Below are 21,115 nucleotides of genomic sequence, written 5' to 3'. Positions count from 1 at the left end.
AAAGAAATTGCTATCATCTTCCTATTAGATGATAGCAATTCTTGTTTAATGGCCAATCTTATTCACCTTTGCTGCTTATTCGTCTCTTAAACACTCCACCGGATTTTTCAGCCCTGCCCTGATCGCCTGCACACTAACCGTAAGCCAGGAAATAAAGAGTGCAAGAAATCCAGCTCCTGCAAAATACCAAAACTGTAAATCTATCCGGTAAGCGAAAGTATCCAGCCAGTGTTTCGTAACGATATAACTTAAAGGCAAAGCAATCACTATAGAAATGAGCACAGGTTTAACGAAATCCTTAGACAGGCTGTAAATAATCCCCCATTCACTTGCGCCCAGTACTTTTCTGACACCAATTTCTTTAAGTTTTCGCTGTGCCGTAAAAGAAGCCAGTCCAAAAAGCCCCAGACAAGAAATAAGAATAGCCAGTCCAGCAAAGTATCTTGACAATAGGGAGATCCTGTTCTCAGCTACATATTGAGCCTGAAAATCCTGATCTAAAAACCGGTAAACCATGCCAGCTCCGGGATTGAAATTTTGATAACGTTGCTGCAATTCAGTGATAGCCTCCTTTTCCTGTCCCGCTTTAATCTGAACCATAATCCTGCTCGCCTGTTTAGAATTGTACAGAAAAAACATAGGTTTCACGACCTCGTGCATCGATTCAAAATGGACATCTTTAACGATTCCTATAATTTGTAATTCCTTATGCCATAAACTGAATATCTTGCCAATCGGATTTTTTAAACCCATCATTTTTATTCCAGCTTCATTAAGGATGATTTTCGTACTGTCAGCACCAAATTTGCTGGAAAAAGAACGTCCACCAGCCATCTGCATGCCCATGGTTTCAATTAAACCGCTATTGATGCCTGCAAACTGAAATTTGATCACCCGTTTTGGATCTCTTCCTTCCCAGTTAAAATAGCCAACTGTGCTTTTCAGATCTCCGATAAAGCGCTTGTCTATACTAGAAGCATTCATTACACCCGGTATATTTCTGATCTCTGCGATAAAAGCACCAGGATTCTCTTTTAATTTCCCGTCACTCTCTATATATAACACATTGTCCTTTTTGTACCCGATCTGAATATGCTGAACAAATTCGATCTGCTTATAAACCACCAATACACAAACGATCAGAATAACTGAAAGTGTAAATTGAAAAACGACCAAGCCCTGACGCGTCCATAATTCCCCCATACTATGACTTAATTTTCCTTTTAACGCAGCCGCGGGATTAAATCCTGATAAATACAAAGCCGGATAACTACCCGCAATTAACCCGGTAAAAATGATGATCCCTGTTAAAGTTAAAATAAGCTTCCAGTCAAAATGTAAGAACAAATGTTTACCCGTCAGTACATTAAATTGTGGAAGTAACAGCTCTACAAAAAGCAAGGAGAAGAATAAAGACAAGCAAGTTAATAAAACAGATTCCCCCAGGTACTGCATCATCAATGATTGGCGGCTCGCCCCCATTACTTTTTTGATTCCCACCTCTTTCATTCTGACGGCAGCTCTGGCAGTAGCTAAGTTCATAAAGTTCACACAAGCAATAATCAAAATGAAAATGGCAATCAGTGCAAACAGTTTAACATATTCAATTCTGCCACCCACTTGTTTACCATTTTCGTATTGATCATACAGGTAGCCATTTGCATAGGGCCGTATAGAGAGTTCCCTGCGGTTTTCTCCCTTTGCTTTCATAAAGCCCTTAAGCTTTGCATTCAAAGTTTCCGGGTTTGCACCCTTTTTCAGCACAATGAAAGTATTTGGCCCATGATTCCCCCAGCTTAAGAAGGAAGAAGATGGCCCCATGACCAATTGCAGGGATACGACAAAATCAAATTGCACCGAAGAACTGGTTGGTATAGCTTTAAACACACCCGAAATCAAGGCGTGGTTTTCATCGGTCATATCTGCATTTTCCCAAACTATTTCTTTGCCCAGCACATCTATGGTATGAAATAACTTCATGGCCAGCAGCTCGGAAACAATAATAGAATTTTTGGCGGTCAGCACCTGGCTGATATTTCCTGCAATCAAAGGATAAGAGAACACTTTAAAAAAATCCTTTCCCGCAAAAAGTCCACCACCCCTCACAGCCATCTCATTTTTAGCGGAGAGTTTAGTTTCTGCGATCCAATACGCAGGCGAAGCTGCTACAGCATCTTCCACTTCAGGCATTTCTTTAGCTAAAGCTTCAGCTAAAATACCGGCAGTCTGATCAGTAGTATTTATTCCACTTTCTGTCTGCTCATTTTCCATCAATTGATAAAGCTGTCCGCTTTTAGCATGGAAATGATCTATTTGAACCTCATCACTTACCCATAAATAAATCAGTAAAGCACAAGTTAACCCTGCACTCAATCCGATCAGATTGATAAAAAATGAACTCTTATACTTTTTGAAATTTCTATAGATCAGTAATAAATGATGTTGAAACATAATTGTGCTTGATTTCCAGAAATTATTAGCCATCCTGGTGCCATGCTAAAAAGCAGGTTACAGAAGCAAAAAAGAGGTATTATTAGGAATCAACTGTACGGAAATGAACAACTACTGTCCGCTAATGTTCAGCTTTTATCAATTTGGTCTCATCCAGGTCAAGCTGACTCTCGTGCTTACGGATTTCTTCATCACTGTAAAAATTTTCCTTCCGTAGAACATGTAGCTCACTACGCTGTAGTTTATAAATATGCAATAATATCCGGTTATAATGCTCCACTTCTTCTCTTCTCATCCCATCGCACTCCAAAGATTCTAAACGCTGCTCCATAATGACCTTATCATTTTGCAGCTGGTCTCTCAAACAGCCTACAAATGGGTTATTCCGTATTTCATCTGTATATTTTTCATCCAGCTCTTTCACTGCAATATTCATTAACCTGAGGCTGATCCCCGCATCTTGCTCTTCATCTGGCAAATAATCACCAGTATCCTTCATTTTAACCCATTTGATAATTAATGGAAGGGTCAATCCCTGAAAAACTAAAGTAATCAGGATCACTACAAAAGTGATGAACAAGATCAAGCTGCGGTGTGGAAAGGCCTGCCCATTGGTTAATAACAATGGAATAGCCAATGCGGAGGCTAAAGAAACTACGCCTCTCATCCCTGCCCAACCTACAATCAGTGGTGCCTTCCAAGTCGGATTGTAATGATCCATTCTTTTGGTACTTCCAACCCATTTAGGTACATAAGCGAGTGACATCACATAAATAATCCTGACTACAATCGTAATTAAACTGATCACTACTCCATACTTGATTGCTTCAGCGATGGAATAACCGCCCATATCGGCCATAATTACCGGAAGTTCCAGACCAATTAAGATAAAGACCAGGCCATTCAAAATAAAGATGACAGTAGCCCATACGCCAATGGTCTGCAAACGCGAATTACCAGTTGTGAATAGCTCATGAGAACGATAAGACAAAAATAATCCTCCACTCACTACTGCCATTACACCCGAAAAGTGAAATTCTTCTGCAGCTATATACATCATATAAGGAGTAATCAAGGTCAGGGCAGCATCTATACTCGGTGTTGTGGGTAAAAACCGATGCACTACATACATCATATGCGCAATTGCCAAACCAACGACAACACCCATTCCTGCCACCAAAAAGAACTGACCAACAGCCTGTCCCATAGAAAAATAACCCGACAATACTGCTGCCAATGCAAAACGAAAAACAATTAAACTGGACGCATCATTGATCAGGCTTTCTCCTTCCAATGTTGCTGTCAAACGTTTAGGAAGCTTCAGGGTTTTCAAAACTGAGTTTGCAGCAACTGCATCAGGTGGCGAGATAATCCCTCCTAACAAAAAGCCCATAGCTAAAGTAAAACCAGGAATCATGGCTGTAGAAACGAAGGCTACAATTGTAGAAGTGAGGAATACCAAGCCAAAGGCGAGCATCCCGATGCCCCTTCTCCATTTCCAGAAATCGTTCCATGAAGTATACCAGGCTGCTTCATAAAGCAGTGGTGGAAGAAAGAGCAGAAAGATCATTTCCGGCTCTATTTCTATCCGGGGCATACCCGGAATAAAACTTATTCCCAAACCAGCCAGTACTAAAAAAATAGGATAAGATATATGGAGTTTTTGCCCCAGCATAGTGAGGATAAAAACAGCAAAAAGCAGCGTAAGTACAATTAAAAGTTGCGCGTGAAACATAAATGGGAAATCTTTAGAATAAGGGAGCTCATAGCTGCTACAAATTAATGATAAATCAGGGAAATCACAAAATCTGAGTTAATGGATTTTAATCGCCTTTTAATGTGGTGATATGCAAACATGTTATAACTTTAGTTTTGCTTCAATATTAATTTACACCCCCGTTTATATTAAATTTAAAATTCATAAACACCACAACATGAACACGATATCATCCATGCTAAATGATCATGGAACACTTATACAAATCATTTTATATCTTGTAGTTATCGTTTCTATATGGCTTGCAGAATTCAGAGTTGCCTTGCATTCTCTTAAAGAAAAATGGCAGCATACTTCGGTTAACCTGATGTTTATCCTGACTGCCCTTCCAGTTCAGCTGGCCATGACCGTTCTTGTAATCTTCGTTTCAGGCTGGGCCACCCTTCATCATTGGGGTATTTTATACCTGTTACCGCATAGTCAAAGCGCATGGATAAAATATGTTGCCGGCTTCTTTTTAATGGACTTTTTCGAATATGTGTATCATGTGATCATGCATAAGGCTGGCCCACTCTGGAATTTCCACCTGGTTCACCATACCGACATAGAAATGGATGTTTCAACGACAGTAAGAGAGCATCCCGGAGAAACTTTTGTCAGGGTATGTTTCCAGGTAATCTGGGTATTTCTGGCCGGAGCTTCTATAGGTTTGCTTTTACTGAGACAAACCGTGCAGACGTTTGCAAATTTAATTGCACATACCTATTTGCAGCTACCCGCTAAAACAGAAAAGATATGTGGCTTGCTATTTATTACACCTAACCTTCACCATGTACATCATCACTTTGAATTGCCTTATACAGATTGCAATTATGGTGATGTATTGAGTATCTGGGACAGGTTATTTGGTACTTATAAAGAAATGAAGGCCAGTGAAATAAAATTCGGACTGGATGTATATCATGGGCATTCTCCGGCTAACTTTCTTCAATTGATTAAATTTCCATTTTTCAGGAAAAATAAACCAAAATAAACTTAAGGGAGTGTTGACAACTCCCTTAAGTTTATTTTATTCAGGAGCCTTAGCCTGTTTAACATTTTTCGCTCTGACAAATAAAAATGGTTTTAATCTGCTTTCAAGCTGCGCTTCAAAACCATCAATATCTCCGGATAAATTCATATGAAACTGCAGATTAAAACCAGCATAACCTGTAGCAGTATTTACTCCATCTTTAGGATCTTTATCATAAAACTCAAAAATATCGTAATTAGCTTGTTTTAACCAATAAGCACGGATTTTACTTTTTGCAAACAGAGAGTCATTCTCTACATAAATCTTCATAGTACCGTAAGCAGGATGACTATAGCTCCCTGCAAAATCTGCTATAGGATGGGTAGAAGCATGATGCGGAGCTATTATTGTTTTTTTCTTTTCCTTATCCCTGGCCAGTTCAGCTTTATCCTGCCCGTTTTTAATTTGACTAATCCAGTCCTGATATTTCAGGTGGAGCAGCCTGTCAACAATGATGTCTTTCACCACAACAGGCACCTTTGAACCATGTTGATTGCTAAGTACAACAACGCCTATACTATCTGCCGGAAAAAAGGAAGAAATAGCTGAAAATCCATCAATATTGCCGCCATGTTCCACACGGTAATGCCCCTTATAAGAATCCAGAAACCAGCCGAAACCATAGTTTCCGAAATAAATGTCCTTAGATTCCTTCTCTGGCAAACCTCCCTCAACAATAGCTTGTGAACTGATGGCCTGGTTACGGAAATTTTCGGGGATAATTTCTTTGCCTTCGTATTTTCCGTTATTGATCCAGGCGCTCATCCATTTCGCCATATCATTTACATTACTATTAATAGCACCAGCAGGTGCCATACCGTCAATATTAAAATAATCCAGTTGATCTAATGTGTGATCAGGTTTTACACCATATCCTTTAGAAATCTCTCCACCTTTTAAAAGCTCAGGTATATTAATATTTGAATGGGTCATACCCAATGGTATAAAAATTTTCTCTTTGATGTTATCTGCCCAGCTTTTACCGGTTATTTTCTCAATTAGTGCCCCTTGTGCCATATACATAAAGTTATTGTACTGCCATTTCTCTCTCAATCCTGCATTGGGTTCCATATATTGAATACGTTTTAAAAGACTGTCAGCAGAAGATGTATTAAATAAATACCAGGACATATCAAACCTGGACAACCCCGTCCGGTGACTCATCATATCACGAAGCGTAATGTGATTGGTCATGTCCTCGTTGTAAAACTTTAATGCGGGCAGATAATTATTTACAGGCTGATCAATATTTACTTTCCCCTCCTTTTGCAGCTTGCCAACCAATGTAGTCGTAAATGCCTTTGAACAAGAGCCTATCGCAAATAAAGTATTTGATGTAACAGGCAATTTATTTGCCACATCCCGGTAACCAAAACCTTTGGCATAAATCACCTTGTTTTTTTGTATAACGGCAACAGCAAAACCTGCGGCATTCCAGGTTTTAAGTACCCGTTGAAAAGTAGTGTCTAACCCATTCAAGCGGCTGTCCGCCTTAATAACTGGTTGCTGAGCTACAGCATTTAACGATGCTATAAGTAGCAAAGCACTAATAATTCTTAATTTCATGATGAGCGTAATTGAATATGGACCTGATAAATATAAGATATACACCGATCATATATTTATAAATATAAAAAATATAATACCTAATAGTAAATATTAATTAATTCTAAGAGATTGACCAGGTATTTATTTGTGCCGCTAGTTTTTTACGCGCCGTAAAAAAGATGATTATAAAACAGATCACAATATGGTATAAATACACTGATCCGTTTTTCTTTCCAGATGTAATCCTTTAGCACTACGAAGTATTTCCTGCCATCTTCTGAAAGCTAAGTTAGCAGCGCGAGGTACTGCACTTGAAACGATAATACCTTTGAAGTTCTCTACTGGAACATTGAGTTTTTTATGCAGTAAATCATAAGTAGATTCTATTTGCTTTACAGCTGAGTTCAAATCACCACCTTTAAGTTCGACAAGTAAATAAGTTTTTGTAGTGCTGCTAACCTCAAATAAGAAATCACATTTCCGGACTGTATTATCGGTAATTAAACATCCATCAACCTTTACCTTACAAATATCCGCATTGCTTTTGTTCTCAATCCTAAACTTTTTTCCGTTTTCAGTGGCAACTGAAGAAAAAGAAAAGCAATTCTCATGAAAATTTTTCGGATCGAGTACCCTTTTCAGTTCTATACAACTCATTTATCCTGATATTTTAAAGAAAGTATAGCATCAAATACAGTACTTAAGTTTTCAGAAACATCATCTATTTTTGAAGAGCCTAATGTACGTAATTCATGATCTAAAGTAGTTTTTGCAGTTCCACCATCGAAAAAATAACAGGATACTTTGTCAAAATCAGTCCACAATGAATCTGGTACAATTTTTCCAAGCATACTCCTTGTTTTCGGGTCTTTGATATTGACATTTCCTGCTTGAACAAGATTATCAAGAGTGGTTAATATATATGGACTATGTGTGGTAATAATCAGTTTGTCTTTACATCTTTTTACCCGTTGAATAATAAATTCCAATAGCTCTTTCTGAGAAGAAGGATATAGATTCATTTCTGGTTCTTCAACTACAAAAAGATCATAGTTTACCTCTTTATCTATATTATTAATATCCTCCGTTAAATGCTGAATAACCATCATCAAAGGAATTACTGATTGAAGCCCGCTTGATCCCTGAGAAAGTTTAATTGTTTCCTTATTCTTAAGCTCAATAATGTCGTTGCCCTCTGAAAATCTATATTTGATATCAAGAAAATCGATGTCAAGGAATTTTATATCCCTTCTGGCGTTCTCGAACTTTTTCCCAAAATCAAGAAGCCACTTTGGAAGTGCAATATCGCTGCTGATCAGGCTGAAAATGGATTGCGAAAGCGTAGAAAAAAGATTCCGCTCTGCAGGAATATAAATAGCATTGCAATGTCCAGGATTACTGTAAAGTGAATAATTGCTGTTAATATTTCCGTTCTTAATCTCATAAAATTGTCCATTCTTTTCGTACCGGATCAGCGTATTACTTTTTATTGGAAAATCAATATTATAACTAACCAATAATTTATTAAATTGCAGAATATAGGAAGAACTTTCCCCCTGTGAACCATCGAACCATTCTGGTTTATAATGTAGCTGGTCACTTTTAAAAACAGAGATCAATTTTGCAATTGTGCTTTTTCCGCTTGAAGTCGTTCCTATAAATACGTTAATGTCTTTAATTTCTATTTCAACACTAGAAATAGGCCCAAAATTTTCTACGTATATCTTTTCCTGCATTTGTTTTATTTAAGCGATTCACAAAAATACATATTAGTTGATCAATATTACTACACATCCCTATTGTAAAATTAATAATCTAAAAATTACTTAAAATAACTTATTATCAATAAATAATTCTTTTTGCTTATTTATCCTCATAAAGCCTTCTTATCATACTCGGTAAAACAATCAGCAGTAATGGCAATGCGATAATAAAACCACCAATCACTGCTATAGCCAGCGGCTGATGCATCTGCGCCCCTGCCCCTATTCCTAAAGCCAGTGGCATTAGTGCAATGATTGCACCCAAAGCAGTCATTAACTTGGGTCTTAACCGTGTTGATATAGAATAAACAATAGCTTCCTCTACATTTTTATCCTTTAAAGATTCTTTAAATTGCAGGAAAGTAAAGATTGCATTCTCCCCGATGATCCCCACAATCATAATCAACCCCGTATAACTTCCTACATTTAAAGGTGTATGCGTTAAATATAAAGCCAGGTAACTTCCCGAAATCCCCAATAAGGATATAATCAGAATAAGAAAAGCAATTTTAAAATCCTTAAAGAGAAACAGGATTACACTAAACACGAGTAAACTTGAAGCTGCCAGAATAGTAAGCAACTCTTTAAAAGACTGCTGCTGTTCCGCATAAGCTCCGCCATATTCAATGTGGTAACCCGCAGGCAGATTAATCTTTGCGCCAATTTCTTTTTGAATATCGGCCATTACACTTCCCAGATCTCTGGATTCCAGCCTTGCTGTGACCACACCAATGGACTGTAAATTTTCTCTTTTAATTTCTGCATCGCCAGCTTTTATAGCTACGCTGGCAAGATGCTGAACAGGAACCACGCCGCCACCTGGTAAAAACAATTGTAATTTACTGACGTCAGCCACTCCGAATTGTTTACTCCCCGGATAAATCATCCTGATTGGTGTAAGCTGCTGCTGATCATATACATTCCCAATAATATTTCCCTGCAATGCATTTTGAACCTGAAACTGAAAATCTCCCGGTGTAATCCCATATTGTGCCAGCAGGGCAAAATCAGGCTGAATATTAACAGACGGGCCAGCGATAACGATCCCATTAAACACATCAGCAGTTCCGGTAACCTTACCGATCAGTGCTGCAATCTGCTTTGATAAAGCCTTTAACTTATCCTGATCGTTACCAAATATTTTAACTTCAACAGGCTGGGTAGAACTCATTAAATCACCCAGCATATCTCCTATCACCTGCCCAAAATCTATCACTAATGCAGGTTGAGAAGCTTGTATCTTCGCTCTGATCTCACTAATCACCTCCTCTGTACTTCTTTTTCGGTCTGCTTTTAGCTGGATCAGGTAATCACCAGTATTAGGTTCAGTGATAAAGAATCCCATTTGAGTACCTGTTCTGCGGGAGTAAGTTTGTACCTCTGGTATCTTAATAATCAATTTTTCCACCTCTTTTAACATCCGGTCTGTTTCCACCAGTGAAGTTCCCGCAGGAGAAGTATAATCGACTACGACACTACCTTCATCCATTTCTGGCAGAAATCCAGTTTCCAACCGCGGCAGAATTAAAAAGATAATGACCGCTAAAATCACCATAGAAACATAACTGATCCAGGGCTTTTTTATAAAATAATAAACCCAGTTTTGCTGATGCACCTGATGCACGACCGATTTAACTGAATTGGAAGCAGCATCCTTTGTTAACAGTAAATATACCACCGGTAAACCTATCCAGGTTACAAAAAACGAGCACACTAATGTGATAATCATCGTATTGGTCATCACCTGAAAATAAGAGCCAGCAACTCCAGTCATTAAAATAAACGGAACGAAGATTACGATTGTACTGATAGAAGATCCCAACATCGCCGGAAATAAGTAATCTATTGCCTTTTTAAGCAAATTAACAGTAGGCTCTTCCGGGTATTCCTCATGCGTCCGGTGAATCTGTTCCACTACAACTATAGCATCGTCTATAATCAACCCTATAGCCGCTGCAATGGCACCTAAAGTCATAATATTCAAGGAATATCCAATCCCATAAAGCACCATCACAGTTAAACACAGCGTAATTGGGATGGTAATCAGTATCGTTGCACTCGCCCTCACAGAACGTAAGAAAATAATGGCCACAACAATTGCTAAAACCAATCCGATCAATAGACTATCACTGACACTTTTAACCGATGCTTCTACAAAATCAGCCTGTTGATAATAAGGCTTGATCGTTACTCCTTTTGGTAATATTTTTCTAAGCTCCACTATCTTTTCCTGTAGCTGCGCCGACAAATCAACCAGATTTGCATTCGGCTGTTTAATCACGGCAACCAGGATCGCATCTTTACCGTTTGCATTAATCCGGGTATAAGCTACTGCTTCTTGTATTTTGACCTCACCAATATCTTTGACCTTAACTATTCTGTTATTCTTTTTACTGACAATCAGGTTTTCCAGATCCGTTTTTGTTTTGATAATCGCATCGGTAATTGATAAATACAGATAGTTATAATCTGATAAGTAACCATTGGATTTGATAAAATTTGTCTGCGTAAGTACCGTATTCAGTAAATCCGGACTAATAGACAAAGCACTCATTTTCTGCCGGTCCAGCTGAATCCAGTATTCCTTATCTTTTCCACCGATTACCCTGATCTCCGAAACCCCATCGACCTGCGACAAAAATGGTTTAATCGTATAAGTAGCTAATTTTTTCAGCGCTATCGGTGATTCCGTATGGCTCTCTAAAGTATACCCACTTACCGGAAGAATCGAGGGATTCATTTTCTCTACCGAAATATTTACGCCCGGAGGCAAGCTATTTCTAATCTTCCCGATTTGAGATTCAATCCTTTGCTGACTCAAATCAATATCAGCATTCCAGTTCATGTAAGCAGAAATCTCACAGCTTCCTCTGCTGGTTGTGCTTCTCACTACATGAAGATCTGGCACTTGTTTCACTGCATTTTCCAGCGGCCGTGTCACTGTGATCATCATCTGATCTACAGGCTGCAATTCTGCATCTGCGATAATCTTTATTTTAGGAAAAGTAATCTCCGGGAACAAAGAAGTTTTTAACCGCTGATAAGAAAACAGTCCACCCGCCAATATCAGGATCAATACGACCAGCAGCGGATTTTTATGGGAAATAAAGAAGTTTTTCATTAATGCATGATTTTAACTTTTGCCGTATCCGCCAATCCGTAATTCCCTATAGTGATTAAACGATCTTTCGCTCCAAAAACCGGGGACAAAATCTGAATCGACTTTCCATCTTCCATTCCTTTTTTCACGATCGTTTTAACTGCCGTAGAATCATTGATCAGTTTCATGACCCAAAACTCATCTTCGGTTTCATTGGTAAGCACAGCCGATTTGGGCAGCACTTGCACATTGTCTGCTGCCGATTTAACCACTTTCACCTTTGCAATCAGGTTTTCAGGAATCGGGTGCGTAGCGTTTACCTTAATGATTATTCGCTGCGTCTGCGCTAAAGAGTCAACAGCAGGCAAAGAGGAAGTAATCGTTCCTTTTAATTTCTCTCCATCAGGAAGTGTCAATTCCAAAGCTTTATTTTGCAACAGGACACTCCTCATTTCATAAGGCAGATCCAGTAAAAACACCAGGCTCGACTGATTGATAATTGTCGCCAGCGCTTCACCATCCTGTACATAATCACCTTTTTGATGGTTCACCAGGATAACATAGCCGCTTTTTTCTGCACGGATAGTTGAGATTCCTGAGAATTTAAACCCAGGGTCGAGTTGATTAATCGAATTGCCAATTGCCCTGGCCTCTTTAGTGATGAGTTTAAATAAAACCTGGTTACTGCTAACCGCCGCACCTGCTTGTAATGTTGAACTTTGCAAATAGCCATTTGTATTTGCTTTGACAAAACTCTTTTCCTGATAAGCAGAAGAAGCATTTAAAACGACATCTTCACTCAGCGTCGCCTTACTTATTGTAGTAACCTGTACCGGAGTTTCCGGAACGGGAGTATCTTCTGCCGCAGTTTTAGAAGACTGCTGACAAGAAACGAGTATTCCACTAAATAGAAGGAGAAATAAGGCGTTAACTTTTAGCTTTTTCATTTTTATATTTTTAAGCTTTTCCATTTTCAGGATAGCCTGGTTATCTATTGGGATGCCTGTTTACCTATTAAAAATAGTATTGTTATCTGTTCCAGTAATTCAGCTGATTAAACAGTTTTAACCGGGTAATATTAGTCTGTCTTTTCAGGTTTTGCGCTGCCAGATAATTGTTAATTGCAATGACAAAATCAGCGATCCTGATATCTCCGGTCTGTAATAATCTGCTGTCAACCTGGATCAGGCTTTTAGTAAATTTTATCTGTTCAGAAACCTGTTTATATAACCCATTCTGATCAGCAATCTGCTGTCTGAGCAGGTTAAGCTGCTGGGTATGCTGACTTTGAAAAAACTCTTTATATACATTAATAGTCCGCTGTGAAATTGACAGTTTATCATATTGCATTTTCCGCTGATGTCCGTCAAAAATTGGTACTGCAACAGTGAAACCAGCACTTGCACCAAAATTCCGATAAGGCTGATAAGCAAAAGATGAATTGTATCCACCATTCGCATATACACTGGCTTTAGGCTTATAATTAAAGTCAACCGCTTTTCTCTGATTGATTAACTTTAAACTATCAATTCCGAACTTTTGATAAAAAAAACCAGTTTCAACATTGAGCAAGACTGGTTCAATCATTGGTTCCGCTAATTCGTGCGCAGTAGTATCAGCAATACCAGTTAAATAATTCAGTGTAGAATAATCATTTTTCAATTGCAGTTCAGCTTGCTTCCACTGTAATTGCTGCTGCTGAAAAGTAACCAGAAAAGTCAGGTAATCTACCTGTTTATAGACGTTTGCACGCGTCAGCTTTTTCAACACGATTTCCTCTTCATGGAGCAGTTGATAAACTTCCTGGTTAAATGCAGCTTGCTGTTGACTGGCAAATGCAGTGATATACTGATCTGTTACTGCTTTTTGTAAATCCAGTGCAGAAAGACCAGTCGCAAACCGGATAGAATCAGCTTGCAGGTGGATACCTTCCAATTGGTTATTGATATTCTTTTTACTGGCCAGGTTATAATTTACATTCAGTACCGCTTCAAGGGCTTTCCCATTGGTCAGCACCTCATCAAAACCATAACCATTAACCACAGGTGCATACATTCCATTGGCCAATGCTGAAACCTGTGGAAGATGACCTCCTTTAACCCGCATACTATCAATTTTGCTGCTTTGTAGCTGATTGTGGTAATCTTTTAACAACGGACTGCGTTTAACTGCCTCCTGGTAAAAATACTCAAGATTTCTAACTGGTTGCTGTGCCCTAACCGGACACAGTCCAAATCCGGCCATCACCAGAAAAAGTATATGGGTCTTAAAATGTGCCATTGAATGAAAGTCCTGCTGCCTTTTGCTGATACATCGGTACTAAAGAATATTTCATAGCCTGTTTACCCATCACCAGTTTTTTAAGGTGTGGGTAAATTAAATAAGCCAGCTTAGTAGAAGCAATACCAAATCCGGCTCCGGCAACCACATCGCTTACCCAATGTTTATTGTTATACATTCTTAAAACACCGGTTGCCGTAGCTACGGTATAACCCGCATAGCCGATCCATGGGGAGACATCTCTGTATTCCTGGTTCAGAAATTCGGCTGCTGCAAAAGCGTTTGCGGTATGCCCTGAAGGAAAAGAGTAGTTATCTGCCCCATCCGGACGCACACGGCCAACCATATGCTTTACACTGAAAGTTGAGCCGCTCATGATCGCTTCGGCCAGTACATAAATTGCCGTACCATCAACAATTCCATGTTTACTCTTCACGCCTGCAAGATTCAGCGCGTAAAAAGCAGCTCCCGGAGCAAACTGAAGAAAGTTATCCGCATGCAAGGCAAAAGTAGGATGGTCTTCCTGCAACTCTGCCCTGGTACTGTAATCCAGTCTTCTGATGGCATTATTCCCTAAAGATACCAGGCCATAACTGATCAGTACTGCCGGGACTATAAAGGATTTAATTTGAGGAGGATTCAATCCGCGCGTTTTCATCACCGATTGTTTTGGCGTGTGTTGAATTGAATCTTTACTGAGGGTATCCACCTGCTGGGCAAACACCATTCCGGGTAAACATACCGCGAAGATAAAACTGAAAAACTTCATGCAATAATCTTTAAGCTTATAGATATTAAGCAAAGAAACTATTGAATACTGAAGGAAATTTGTAGCTACTGGTGCATTCCCCCGCTTTTGAATAAGTCGTAAGCAGTTTGATAGTTCGCGATTGCCTGATCGGTTACCCTTTTTGATAATTTAGCAGGAACTTGTTCATTCTTTGCCTTGTTATACAAGAAGGTTTCCATTTTTTGCTGAGGGCCAAGGATCACCAGGCTATCTTGTTTCAGGTAAGCCAGCTTTTGATAAGTACCCAAGACCGCACGGGGCTGATAAGTGGGATCAAAAAGGTTTTTCCCATATAAATTACTTTCATATTTCCAGCCTAATAAACTGAATAATGTAGGATAAATATCAATTTGAGAACACATTTTATCAATTACCTGGCTGCCCTTTTTTGGCAAATTGAGAATAACACACGGAATATGGTATTTATTGATATCAATTTCATTTCTGCCTGCACTGCTTGCACAATGGTCAGCAACTATAATAATGACTGTATTTTTATACCATGGTTTGTTGCTGATATTCTTCAGGAATTCACCGATTGCATAATCCGTGTAGCGCACTGCTCCTTCTCTTCCACTTCCCGACGTATACTTAATCTTACCTTCTGGAAAAGTGAATGGACGGTGATTAGAAGTTGTCATCACAAAATTATAAAATGGTTTACCCTGTTTGAATTCTGCATCAGCACCACGTGTAACCGCAGCAAATAAGTCTTCATCACTTATTCCCCAGGCATTTTCAAAATGAACCTGATCGTCTTGAATAATTGTTCTTTTGGTTTCATAAACATCATCCAGTTTAATATTTCTTCCTCTATCTATAATATCAAATCCATTGCTGCCAAAGTATTCGTTCATGTTATCAAAGTAGCCATCGCCACCATAAAAAAAGGCTCTGCTATAACCGGCTTTTTCAAAAATGTGACCTACTGTAGTTAGTTTTTCATTTCCTTGTCTTCTGACCACACTGCTCCCTGGTGTCGGTGGGCTGGCTAAAGTCAAAGCCTCCATCCCTCTCACTGTCCTGGTTCCGGTAGCATACATATTGGTAAACAGCAGATTAGTTGTGGCCAGAGAATCCAGCACAGGCATCAGCTTCTGCGTATTGCCAAAGTGTTCCATAAAATCAGCACTCAGACTTTCTACCGTAATCATTATTACATTGGGTTTATAGGTAGTTCCTGTATTATTGATCTCTCTTTTGATAGAATTTCCGTTAGTCACAAAAGTACTGTTCGGCTCTTTTAATTCATTCCTGATTACCTTGAAAGCCTCATTTTCAGGTAACAAAGCATAGAAATCATTATAGTCCAGTTCATTGTTCTTAAAAGCAGCAAAAAAAGAATATATACCAGCTTTTGACAATTCATTCTGATAACGGTTAGTTCCTCTTTCAGCGAATGAATTGCGAACAAATAAAGGATAAAGTATGGTCAGGATTAACAATGAACCAGAAATCATTAACCGGGTACGGAACGGAGTATTAGATTGAAAAGCATGGGTAAAAACTTTTCTTTTCGCAAACAGAAACATTACCAGTAATACCAATAATAACACACCCCCTATCAAAAGTGGTAATGGATAGGATTCATTGATATTGTTTACAACTTCGTAGGTATAAATCAGGTAATCAACCGCGATAAAGTTAAAACGGCTTTCAAATTCCTGCCAGAAGGTAAGTTCTGCGAAGAAAGAGAAAAAGGAAATCAACAGGATCAGGAACAACCAGCTATAAGTAATGATTTTATTGGTAAGGGTGTTTACCCACTTCTGAGGTAAAAATAAAAGGTATATACTGAAAAGTGTAACCAGGAAAAGGGCTACGCCAAAGTCATAGAAAAAGCCTGTAAAATATAATTGAATAATGGATAGTATGGAAAAATCTGTCTTACCAGATGAAACGGCCAGCAGACCTGTCCGGATTAAGAAAGAGCTGAATAAAAAAACAGCAAAAAAGGAAAACAGAACACTGTACCTTCCTTTAAATATTAATGGGACCATATATCATTTGATAAGAGCTACCAAACCTATCATTAAATAGTTGTAAAAAAAACTAAACGTAATAAATATAAAAGAAGTATTTCCGAAAAAATTCCTGAGTATCTGTCAGAAAAGCAAAAATTTAACAGGATAGATAAACAATTGACTATCAAAAAGTAATAATTATCATATCTTATTTTTCCTTAATATTCCTTTAATATCTGCTTCAGATTTTCTTGAAATTTAATCCATGATTTTTATCAGAAATAAGGTATTTCAAAATGATAAAATTTAGCCGGACAGAAACAAAGCAATCATCTTCACTATCTCTTTGTGCGCATATACGACCGCTACTTTCCCTTTAAGATTCTATTTGTCTACCCGAAGAACAATAGAACAGTAGTAACATTGGTTGTGTTCTCTTACAGTTTGATACGGGTTTGAAGCGGGTTTGATACGGGTTTGATACGGGTCGAGGCGTTTCAAACCCGTATCAAACCCGTATCAAACCCGCTTCAAACTGCAACAGAACCCAGCTAGAGACTTGTTTAAAATGCGCTTTATCTTTTATCAAAGTAGAGCTTAACCTTTTGTCAACTACTGCTCAGACACAGCTAAGCACCTAACTATCATAGTATTTACAATTATTTTCACCAAATTATATAAGTACTTATATAATTACTTATATATTTGAGTATGAATTACTATCAGTCATTAGGATATTTAGTGTTAGGCAGCCGGTTGAAACGGTTGAGTGAACTCTTTCTTTCAGAAATCAACAAATCATACAGGGCAGAAGGTATCGTCTTTGAAACCACCTGGTTCCCAGTATTCTACCTACTCTCTGAAAATAAAACATTAACCATTCAGGAACTATGTGAACAGATTGAAGTTTCTCATCCCGCAGCGAGCCAGTTGGTTACCAACCTCAAAAACAAAGGTTTAGTCATCAGTACAACCAGCGCTGAAGATGCCCGTAAACAATTAGTGACCCTGAGTGAAGAAGGAAAAGCACTTTTAGAGCGGATCATTCCTGTTTGGGATGCCATCACTGCAACCATGGAAGAAGTAGCAGGCGCAAGCGAAGAAGGCAGCGCGATATTAGCCACGCTGACTAAACTGGAAACTACTTTCAAATCCATCGATATCGTTAAAAATATTCAACACAAAATTCATCACCCTGTTAAATCTCCATCCAATGCATAACTCATTTTTTTATGGAACTGACCACCTGACCAGTGGAATTTGCCTGGCTATTGCAGCTGGTCAGACCAAGGGCCAGGTTAGTCCTGAAGCAGCAGCAAATATTCAATCTTCGTGGGAAGAAGTACAAAAGATTGTCCGCAGTCAAAAACCTGTATATGGCGTTAACACAGGATTCGGCCCATTATGTGATACCCATATTTCGGAAAAAGACACTTCGCTTTTACAAAGCAATATCCTTAAAAGTCATAGTGTTGGTGTAGGTAAGCCAATTCCTCTGGAAATTGCCAAAATCATGATGATTACTAAAGTTCAGGCTTTAGCAAAGGGATTTTCTGGTATTGCCCCACAAACATTAACCCGTATTATCTGGCATATTGACAATGACATTATTCCCTTTGTTCCTGAAAAAGGTTCGGTAGGTGCTTCTGGTGACCTTGCTCCCCTATCTCACCTGTTTCTGCCTTTAATTGGTTTAGGTGAAGTGTTTATCCATGGAGAAAAAGTCTCAGCTGCAAAAATGCTGGAACAATATCATTTAAAACCAATCGTATTAGGCCCAAAAGAAGGGTTAGCGCTGATTAATGGCACGCAGTTTATTCTTGCTTTTGCTGTTAAAGCGGTTCAGCGGTTGAATGATGCATTGGATCTGGCTGATTTAAGCGGAGCAATGTCTTTAGAAGGCCTGACTGGTTCTACCCGCCCCTTTGATGAGCGTTTACATAATTTAAGACCTTATAAAGGCACTAAACTGGTTGCCCACCGCTTATCTGCAATCCTCGAAGGTTCAGCAATCGGAACTTCACATATCAATTGCAGCCGTGTACAGGACCCTTATTCTATCCGCTGTATGCCGCAGGTACATGGTGCTTCGCGTAATGCCTGGTTACATTTAAAAGAATTAACAGAGATTGAGCTGAATTCAGTGACTGATAACCCGGTTATTTTTAGTGCAGAAGATACGATCAGTGGAGGAAATTTCCACGGACAACCTTTAGCTATGGTGCTTGATTATGCAACGGTTGCCGCAGCAGAATTAGGAAATATTGCAGATCGTCGTTGTTACCTGATGAATGAAGGTAAATATGATTTACCAAAATTACTGATTGCTGATGCAGGGTTAAACTCTGGTTTAATGATCCCTCAATATACAACAGCAGCATTGGTAACCGAGAATAAAACTTTATGCTTTCCGGCAAGTGCGGATAGCGTCCCTACTTCTCTAGGGCAGGAAGACCATGTTTCTATGGGCTCTATTAGCGGAAGAAAGCTGCATATGGTGATTGATAACCTTGAATTTATCCAGGCGATTGAACTTTTATATGCTGCACAGGCTATAGAATTCAGACGGCCTTTGAAATCAACACCGGTAATTGAGGCCTGCCATGATTTAATCAGAAAACATGTTCCTTATATCAAGGAAGACCGTCTTTTTGCAGACGATATTAATCAATTACATCATTTGATAACTAACGGTTCATTATTGCAGACTGCGAATGAAACTGCCATTGCTAACCATATTAACCTATTCAACGATGACGACTTCAGAATTTATTAACACCTACGCCAAGCATCCGTTTTATAAAGCACCAAGAGGGATGCAATTACATGCTAAAAGCTGGCAGACAGAGTCTGTATTGCGCATGTTGCTGAATAACCTGGATGGTGAGGTTGCCGAAAACCCGGAAGAATTAGTAGTTTATGGCGGTATTGGCCAGGCTGCCCGTAACCCGGAATCATTGCGCAAGATCATTGAAATTTTATTGGAACTGGATGAGCACCATTCTTTATTGGTACAATCGGGCAAACCGGTAGGTATCATCAGAAGTCATCCCCAGGCACCACGCGTTTTAATTGCGAATAGTAATTTAGTACCTGCATGGGCAAATTGGGAGCATTTCAATGAATTGCGCAGCAAAGGATTAATGATGTACGGCCAGATGACAGCAGGTAGCTGGATTTATATTGGTACGCAGGGTATTTTACAAGGTACCTACGAGACTTTTGTAGAGTGTGGCCGTCAGCATTTCAATCATGATTTGACGGGCAAACTGATTGTAAGTGCTGGTATTGGTGGTATGGGTGGCGCGCAGCCACTGGCAGCAACTATGGCAGGTGCTATCTTTTTAGGTGCTGATGTAGATGAAACCAGAATTCAAAAACGTGTAGATACACAATACATTGACCGGATTACGCATGCTTATGAAGAAGCGATTAATTGGGTCAATGAAGCTAAAGCTTCTGGTGCGGCTATTTCTATCGGAATTGTCATGGATGCCGGTGATTTACTGGAGCGTTTAACTGCTGATGGTTTAGTTCCGGATATCCTGACTGACCAGACTTCTGCACATGATCCTTTGAATGGGTATGTGCCTAACGGTTTATCTTTACCTGAAGCTCTGGCGCTTAGAAAAAGTGATCCCGAAAAATATAAAGCATTGTCATTGAAAAGTATGGCCCGCCATGTAGGTTTCATGCTTGAATTGCAAAAACTGGGTGCGGTTACTTTTGATTATGGAAATAATTTAAGAGAGTTTGCTAAACAAGGTGGAGAAAAAGATGCGTTTAACTTCCCTGGTTTTACACCTGCTTATATCAGACCGTTATTCTGTGAAGGTAAAGGCCCGTTCAGATGGGTAGCTTTATCTGGTGATCCTGAAGATATTTATGTAACTGATCGTGCGTTGATGGAAGCATTTCCGGAAAACACGCATTTGATCAACTGGCTGCAAAAAGCGCAGGATAAAATTAGTTTCCAGGGCTTACCGGCACGTATTTGCTGGTTAGGTATGGGTGAACGCGAAAAAGCAGGTCTGATTTTCAATGAACTGGTCGCAAGCGGCAAAGTAAAAGGGCCGATCGTTATTGGCCGCGATCATTTGGATTGTGGTTCTGTTGCATCCCCTAACCGTGAAACGGAGTCTATGAAAGATGGCTCTGATGCAGTTTCTGACTGGCCTTTATTGAACTTGATGGCCAATACTTCGGGTGGCGCAACCTGGGTTTCTTTCCATCATGGTGGTGGTGTAGGAATGGGTTATTCGCAGCATGCGGGTATGGTGGTATTGGCAGACGGAACTGAGCGCGCTGCGAGTTGCATCAGCCGTGTATTGTACAATGACCCGGCTATGGGTATCTTCCGTCATGCAGATGCAGGTTATGAGCAGGCAGAAATATGGGCCGAAAAGTTCGGTTTAAAAATAGGATAGTTT

The 21,115-nt window shown here is 39.3% G+C and carries 14 protein-coding genes; 4 read left to right on the top strand and 10 right to left on the bottom strand.

Annotation, left to right across the window (positions count from 1 at the left end):
* Nucleotides 1-75: 75 nt before the first annotated feature.
* Both AY601_RS02430 and AY601_RS02425 read right to left on the bottom strand, forming a co-directional pair.
* On the bottom strand, nt 76-2,451 hold the full coding sequence (locus AY601_RS02430) for an ABC transporter permease (RefSeq protein WP_068407043.1): 2,376 nt from the start codon (nt 2,449-2,451) through the stop codon (nt 76-78).
* A gap of 121 nt (nt 2,452-2,572) precedes the next feature.
* On the bottom strand, nt 2,573-4,186 hold the full coding sequence (locus tag AY601_RS02425) for a Na+/H+ antiporter (protein ID WP_068395919.1): 1,614 nt from the start codon (nt 4,184-4,186) through the stop codon (nt 2,573-2,575).
* Nucleotides 4,187-4,385: 199 nt separating this feature from the next.
* On the opposite strand from AY601_RS02425, the gene AY601_RS02420 reads away from it, so the two are divergent.
* A complete protein-coding gene (locus AY601_RS02420) occupies nt 4,386-5,201 on the top strand; it encodes a sterol desaturase family protein (RefSeq protein ID WP_068395916.1) in 816 nt (271 codons plus the stop codon).
* Between the two features lie 36 nt (nt 5,202-5,237).
* On the opposite strand, the gene AY601_RS02415 is transcribed toward AY601_RS02420, so the two are convergent.
* The 8 genes from AY601_RS02415 to AY601_RS02380 all read right to left on the bottom strand — a co-directional run bounded on the left by AY601_RS02415 (nt 5,238) and on the right by AY601_RS02380 (nt 16,721).
* A complete protein-coding gene (locus AY601_RS02415) occupies nt 5,238-6,806 on the bottom strand; it encodes a serine hydrolase (protein WP_068395913.1) in 1,569 nt (522 codons plus the stop codon).
* A 177-nt stretch (nt 6,807-6,983) separates the two neighbouring features.
* Entirely contained in the window at nt 6,984-7,445 is a 462-nt protein-coding gene (locus tag AY601_RS02410) for a hypothetical protein (protein ID WP_068395910.1), read from the bottom strand.
* On the bottom strand, nt 7,442-8,524 hold the full coding sequence (locus AY601_RS02405) for an AAA family ATPase (RefSeq protein WP_068395907.1): 1,083 nt from the start codon (nt 8,522-8,524) through the stop codon (nt 7,442-7,444). The genes AY601_RS02410 and AY601_RS02405 overlap by 4 nt, the downstream gene beginning before the upstream one ends.
* 127 nt (nt 8,525-8,651) lie before the next feature.
* A complete protein-coding gene (locus AY601_RS02400) occupies nt 8,652-11,672 on the bottom strand; it encodes an efflux RND transporter permease subunit (RefSeq protein ID WP_068395904.1) in 3,021 nt (1,006 codons plus the stop codon).
* Complete coding sequence (locus AY601_RS02395; protein WP_198163589.1) at nt 11,672-12,598, bottom strand: efflux RND transporter periplasmic adaptor subunit; 927 nt, start codon at nt 12,596-12,598, stop codon at nt 11,672-11,674. The genes AY601_RS02400 and AY601_RS02395 overlap by 1 nt, the downstream gene beginning before the upstream one ends.
* An 82-nt stretch (nt 12,599-12,680) precedes the next feature.
* A complete protein-coding gene (locus AY601_RS02390; protein WP_157287649.1) occupies nt 12,681-13,931 on the bottom strand; it encodes a TolC family protein in 1,251 nt (416 codons plus the stop codon).
* Complete coding sequence (locus AY601_RS02385) at nt 13,918-14,700, bottom strand: phosphatase PAP2 family protein (protein WP_068395895.1); 783 nt, start codon at nt 14,698-14,700, stop codon at nt 13,918-13,920. Before AY601_RS02385 ends, AY601_RS02390 begins: the two co-directional genes overlap by 14 nt.
* Before the next feature lie 65 nt (nt 14,701-14,765).
* A complete protein-coding gene (locus AY601_RS02380; protein ID WP_068395892.1) occupies nt 14,766-16,721 on the bottom strand; it encodes an LTA synthase family protein in 1,956 nt (651 codons plus the stop codon).
* A 675-nt stretch (nt 16,722-17,396) separates the two neighbouring features.
* Between AY601_RS02380 and AY601_RS02375 the strand changes: the two genes are divergently transcribed.
* Genes AY601_RS02375 through hutU form a run of 3 tightly spaced genes read left to right on the top strand, consistent with a single transcriptional unit; the run spans nt 17,397 to nt 21,112 of the window.
* Entirely contained in the window at nt 17,397-17,906 is a 510-nt protein-coding gene (locus AY601_RS02375) for a MarR family winged helix-turn-helix transcriptional regulator (RefSeq protein WP_068395889.1), read from the top strand.
* Nucleotides 17,899-19,461, top strand: a complete 1,563-nt coding sequence (gene hutH / locus AY601_RS02370; RefSeq protein WP_068395886.1) for a histidine ammonia-lyase — start codon at nt 17,899-17,901, stop codon at nt 19,459-19,461. Before AY601_RS02375 ends, hutH begins: the two co-directional genes overlap by 8 nt.
* Nucleotides 19,439-21,112, top strand: a complete 1,674-nt coding sequence (gene hutU / locus AY601_RS02365; RefSeq protein WP_068395883.1) for a urocanate hydratase — start codon at nt 19,439-19,441, stop codon at nt 21,110-21,112. Before hutH ends, hutU begins: the two co-directional genes overlap by 23 nt.
* Nucleotides 21,113-21,115: the final 3 nt, after the last annotated feature.

It is taken from the genome of Pedobacter cryoconitis, assembly GCF_001590605.1.
GTDB lineage: Bacteria > Bacteroidota > Bacteroidia > Sphingobacteriales > Sphingobacteriaceae > Pedobacter > Pedobacter cryoconitis_A.
Note: the sequence above shows the minus strand (reverse complement) of the source record. Positions and strands in the feature narration are given on the sequence as shown.

Coding starts and splice junctions, on each gene's coding strand:
- AY601_RS02430 (WP_068407043.1), bottom strand. CDS start 2,451: ATGTTTCAACATCATTTATTACTGATCTATAGAAATTTCAAAAAGTAT.
- AY601_RS02425 (WP_068395919.1), bottom strand. CDS start 4,186: ATGTTTCACGCGCAACTTTTAATTGTACTTACGCTGCTTTTTGCTGTT.
- AY601_RS02420 (WP_068395916.1), top strand. CDS start 4,386: ATGAACACGATATCATCCATGCTAAATGATCATGGAACACTTATACAA.
- AY601_RS02415 (WP_068395913.1), bottom strand. CDS start 6,806: ATGAAATTAAGAATTATTAGTGCTTTGCTACTTATAGCATCGTTAAAT.
- AY601_RS02410 (WP_068395910.1), bottom strand. CDS start 7,445: ATGAGTTGTATAGAACTGAAAAGGGTACTCGATCCGAAAAATTTTCAT.
- AY601_RS02405 (WP_068395907.1), bottom strand. CDS start 8,524: ATGCAGGAAAAGATATACGTAGAAAATTTTGGGCCTATTTCTAGTGTT.
- AY601_RS02400 (WP_068395904.1), bottom strand. CDS start 11,672: ATGAAAAACTTCTTTATTTCCCATAAAAATCCGCTGCTGGTCGTATTG.
- AY601_RS02395 (WP_198163589.1), bottom strand. CDS start 12,598: ATGAAAAAGCTAAAAGTTAACGCCTTATTTCTCCTTCTATTTAGTGGA.
- AY601_RS02390 (WP_157287649.1), bottom strand. CDS start 13,931: ATGGCACATTTTAAGACCCATATACTTTTTCTGGTGATGGCCGGATTT.
- AY601_RS02385 (WP_068395895.1), bottom strand. CDS start 14,700: ATGAAGTTTTTCAGTTTTATCTTCGCGGTATGTTTACCCGGAATGGTG.
- AY601_RS02380 (WP_068395892.1), bottom strand. CDS start 16,721: ATGGTCCCATTAATATTTAAAGGAAGGTACAGTGTTCTGTTTTCCTTT.
- AY601_RS02375 (WP_068395889.1), top strand. CDS start 17,397: ATGAATTACTATCAGTCATTAGGATATTTAGTGTTAGGCAGCCGGTTG.
- hutH (WP_068395886.1), top strand. CDS start 17,899: ATGCATAACTCATTTTTTTATGGAACTGACCACCTGACCAGTGGAATT.
- hutU (WP_068395883.1), top strand. CDS start 19,439: ATGACGACTTCAGAATTTATTAACACCTACGCCAAGCATCCGTTTTAT.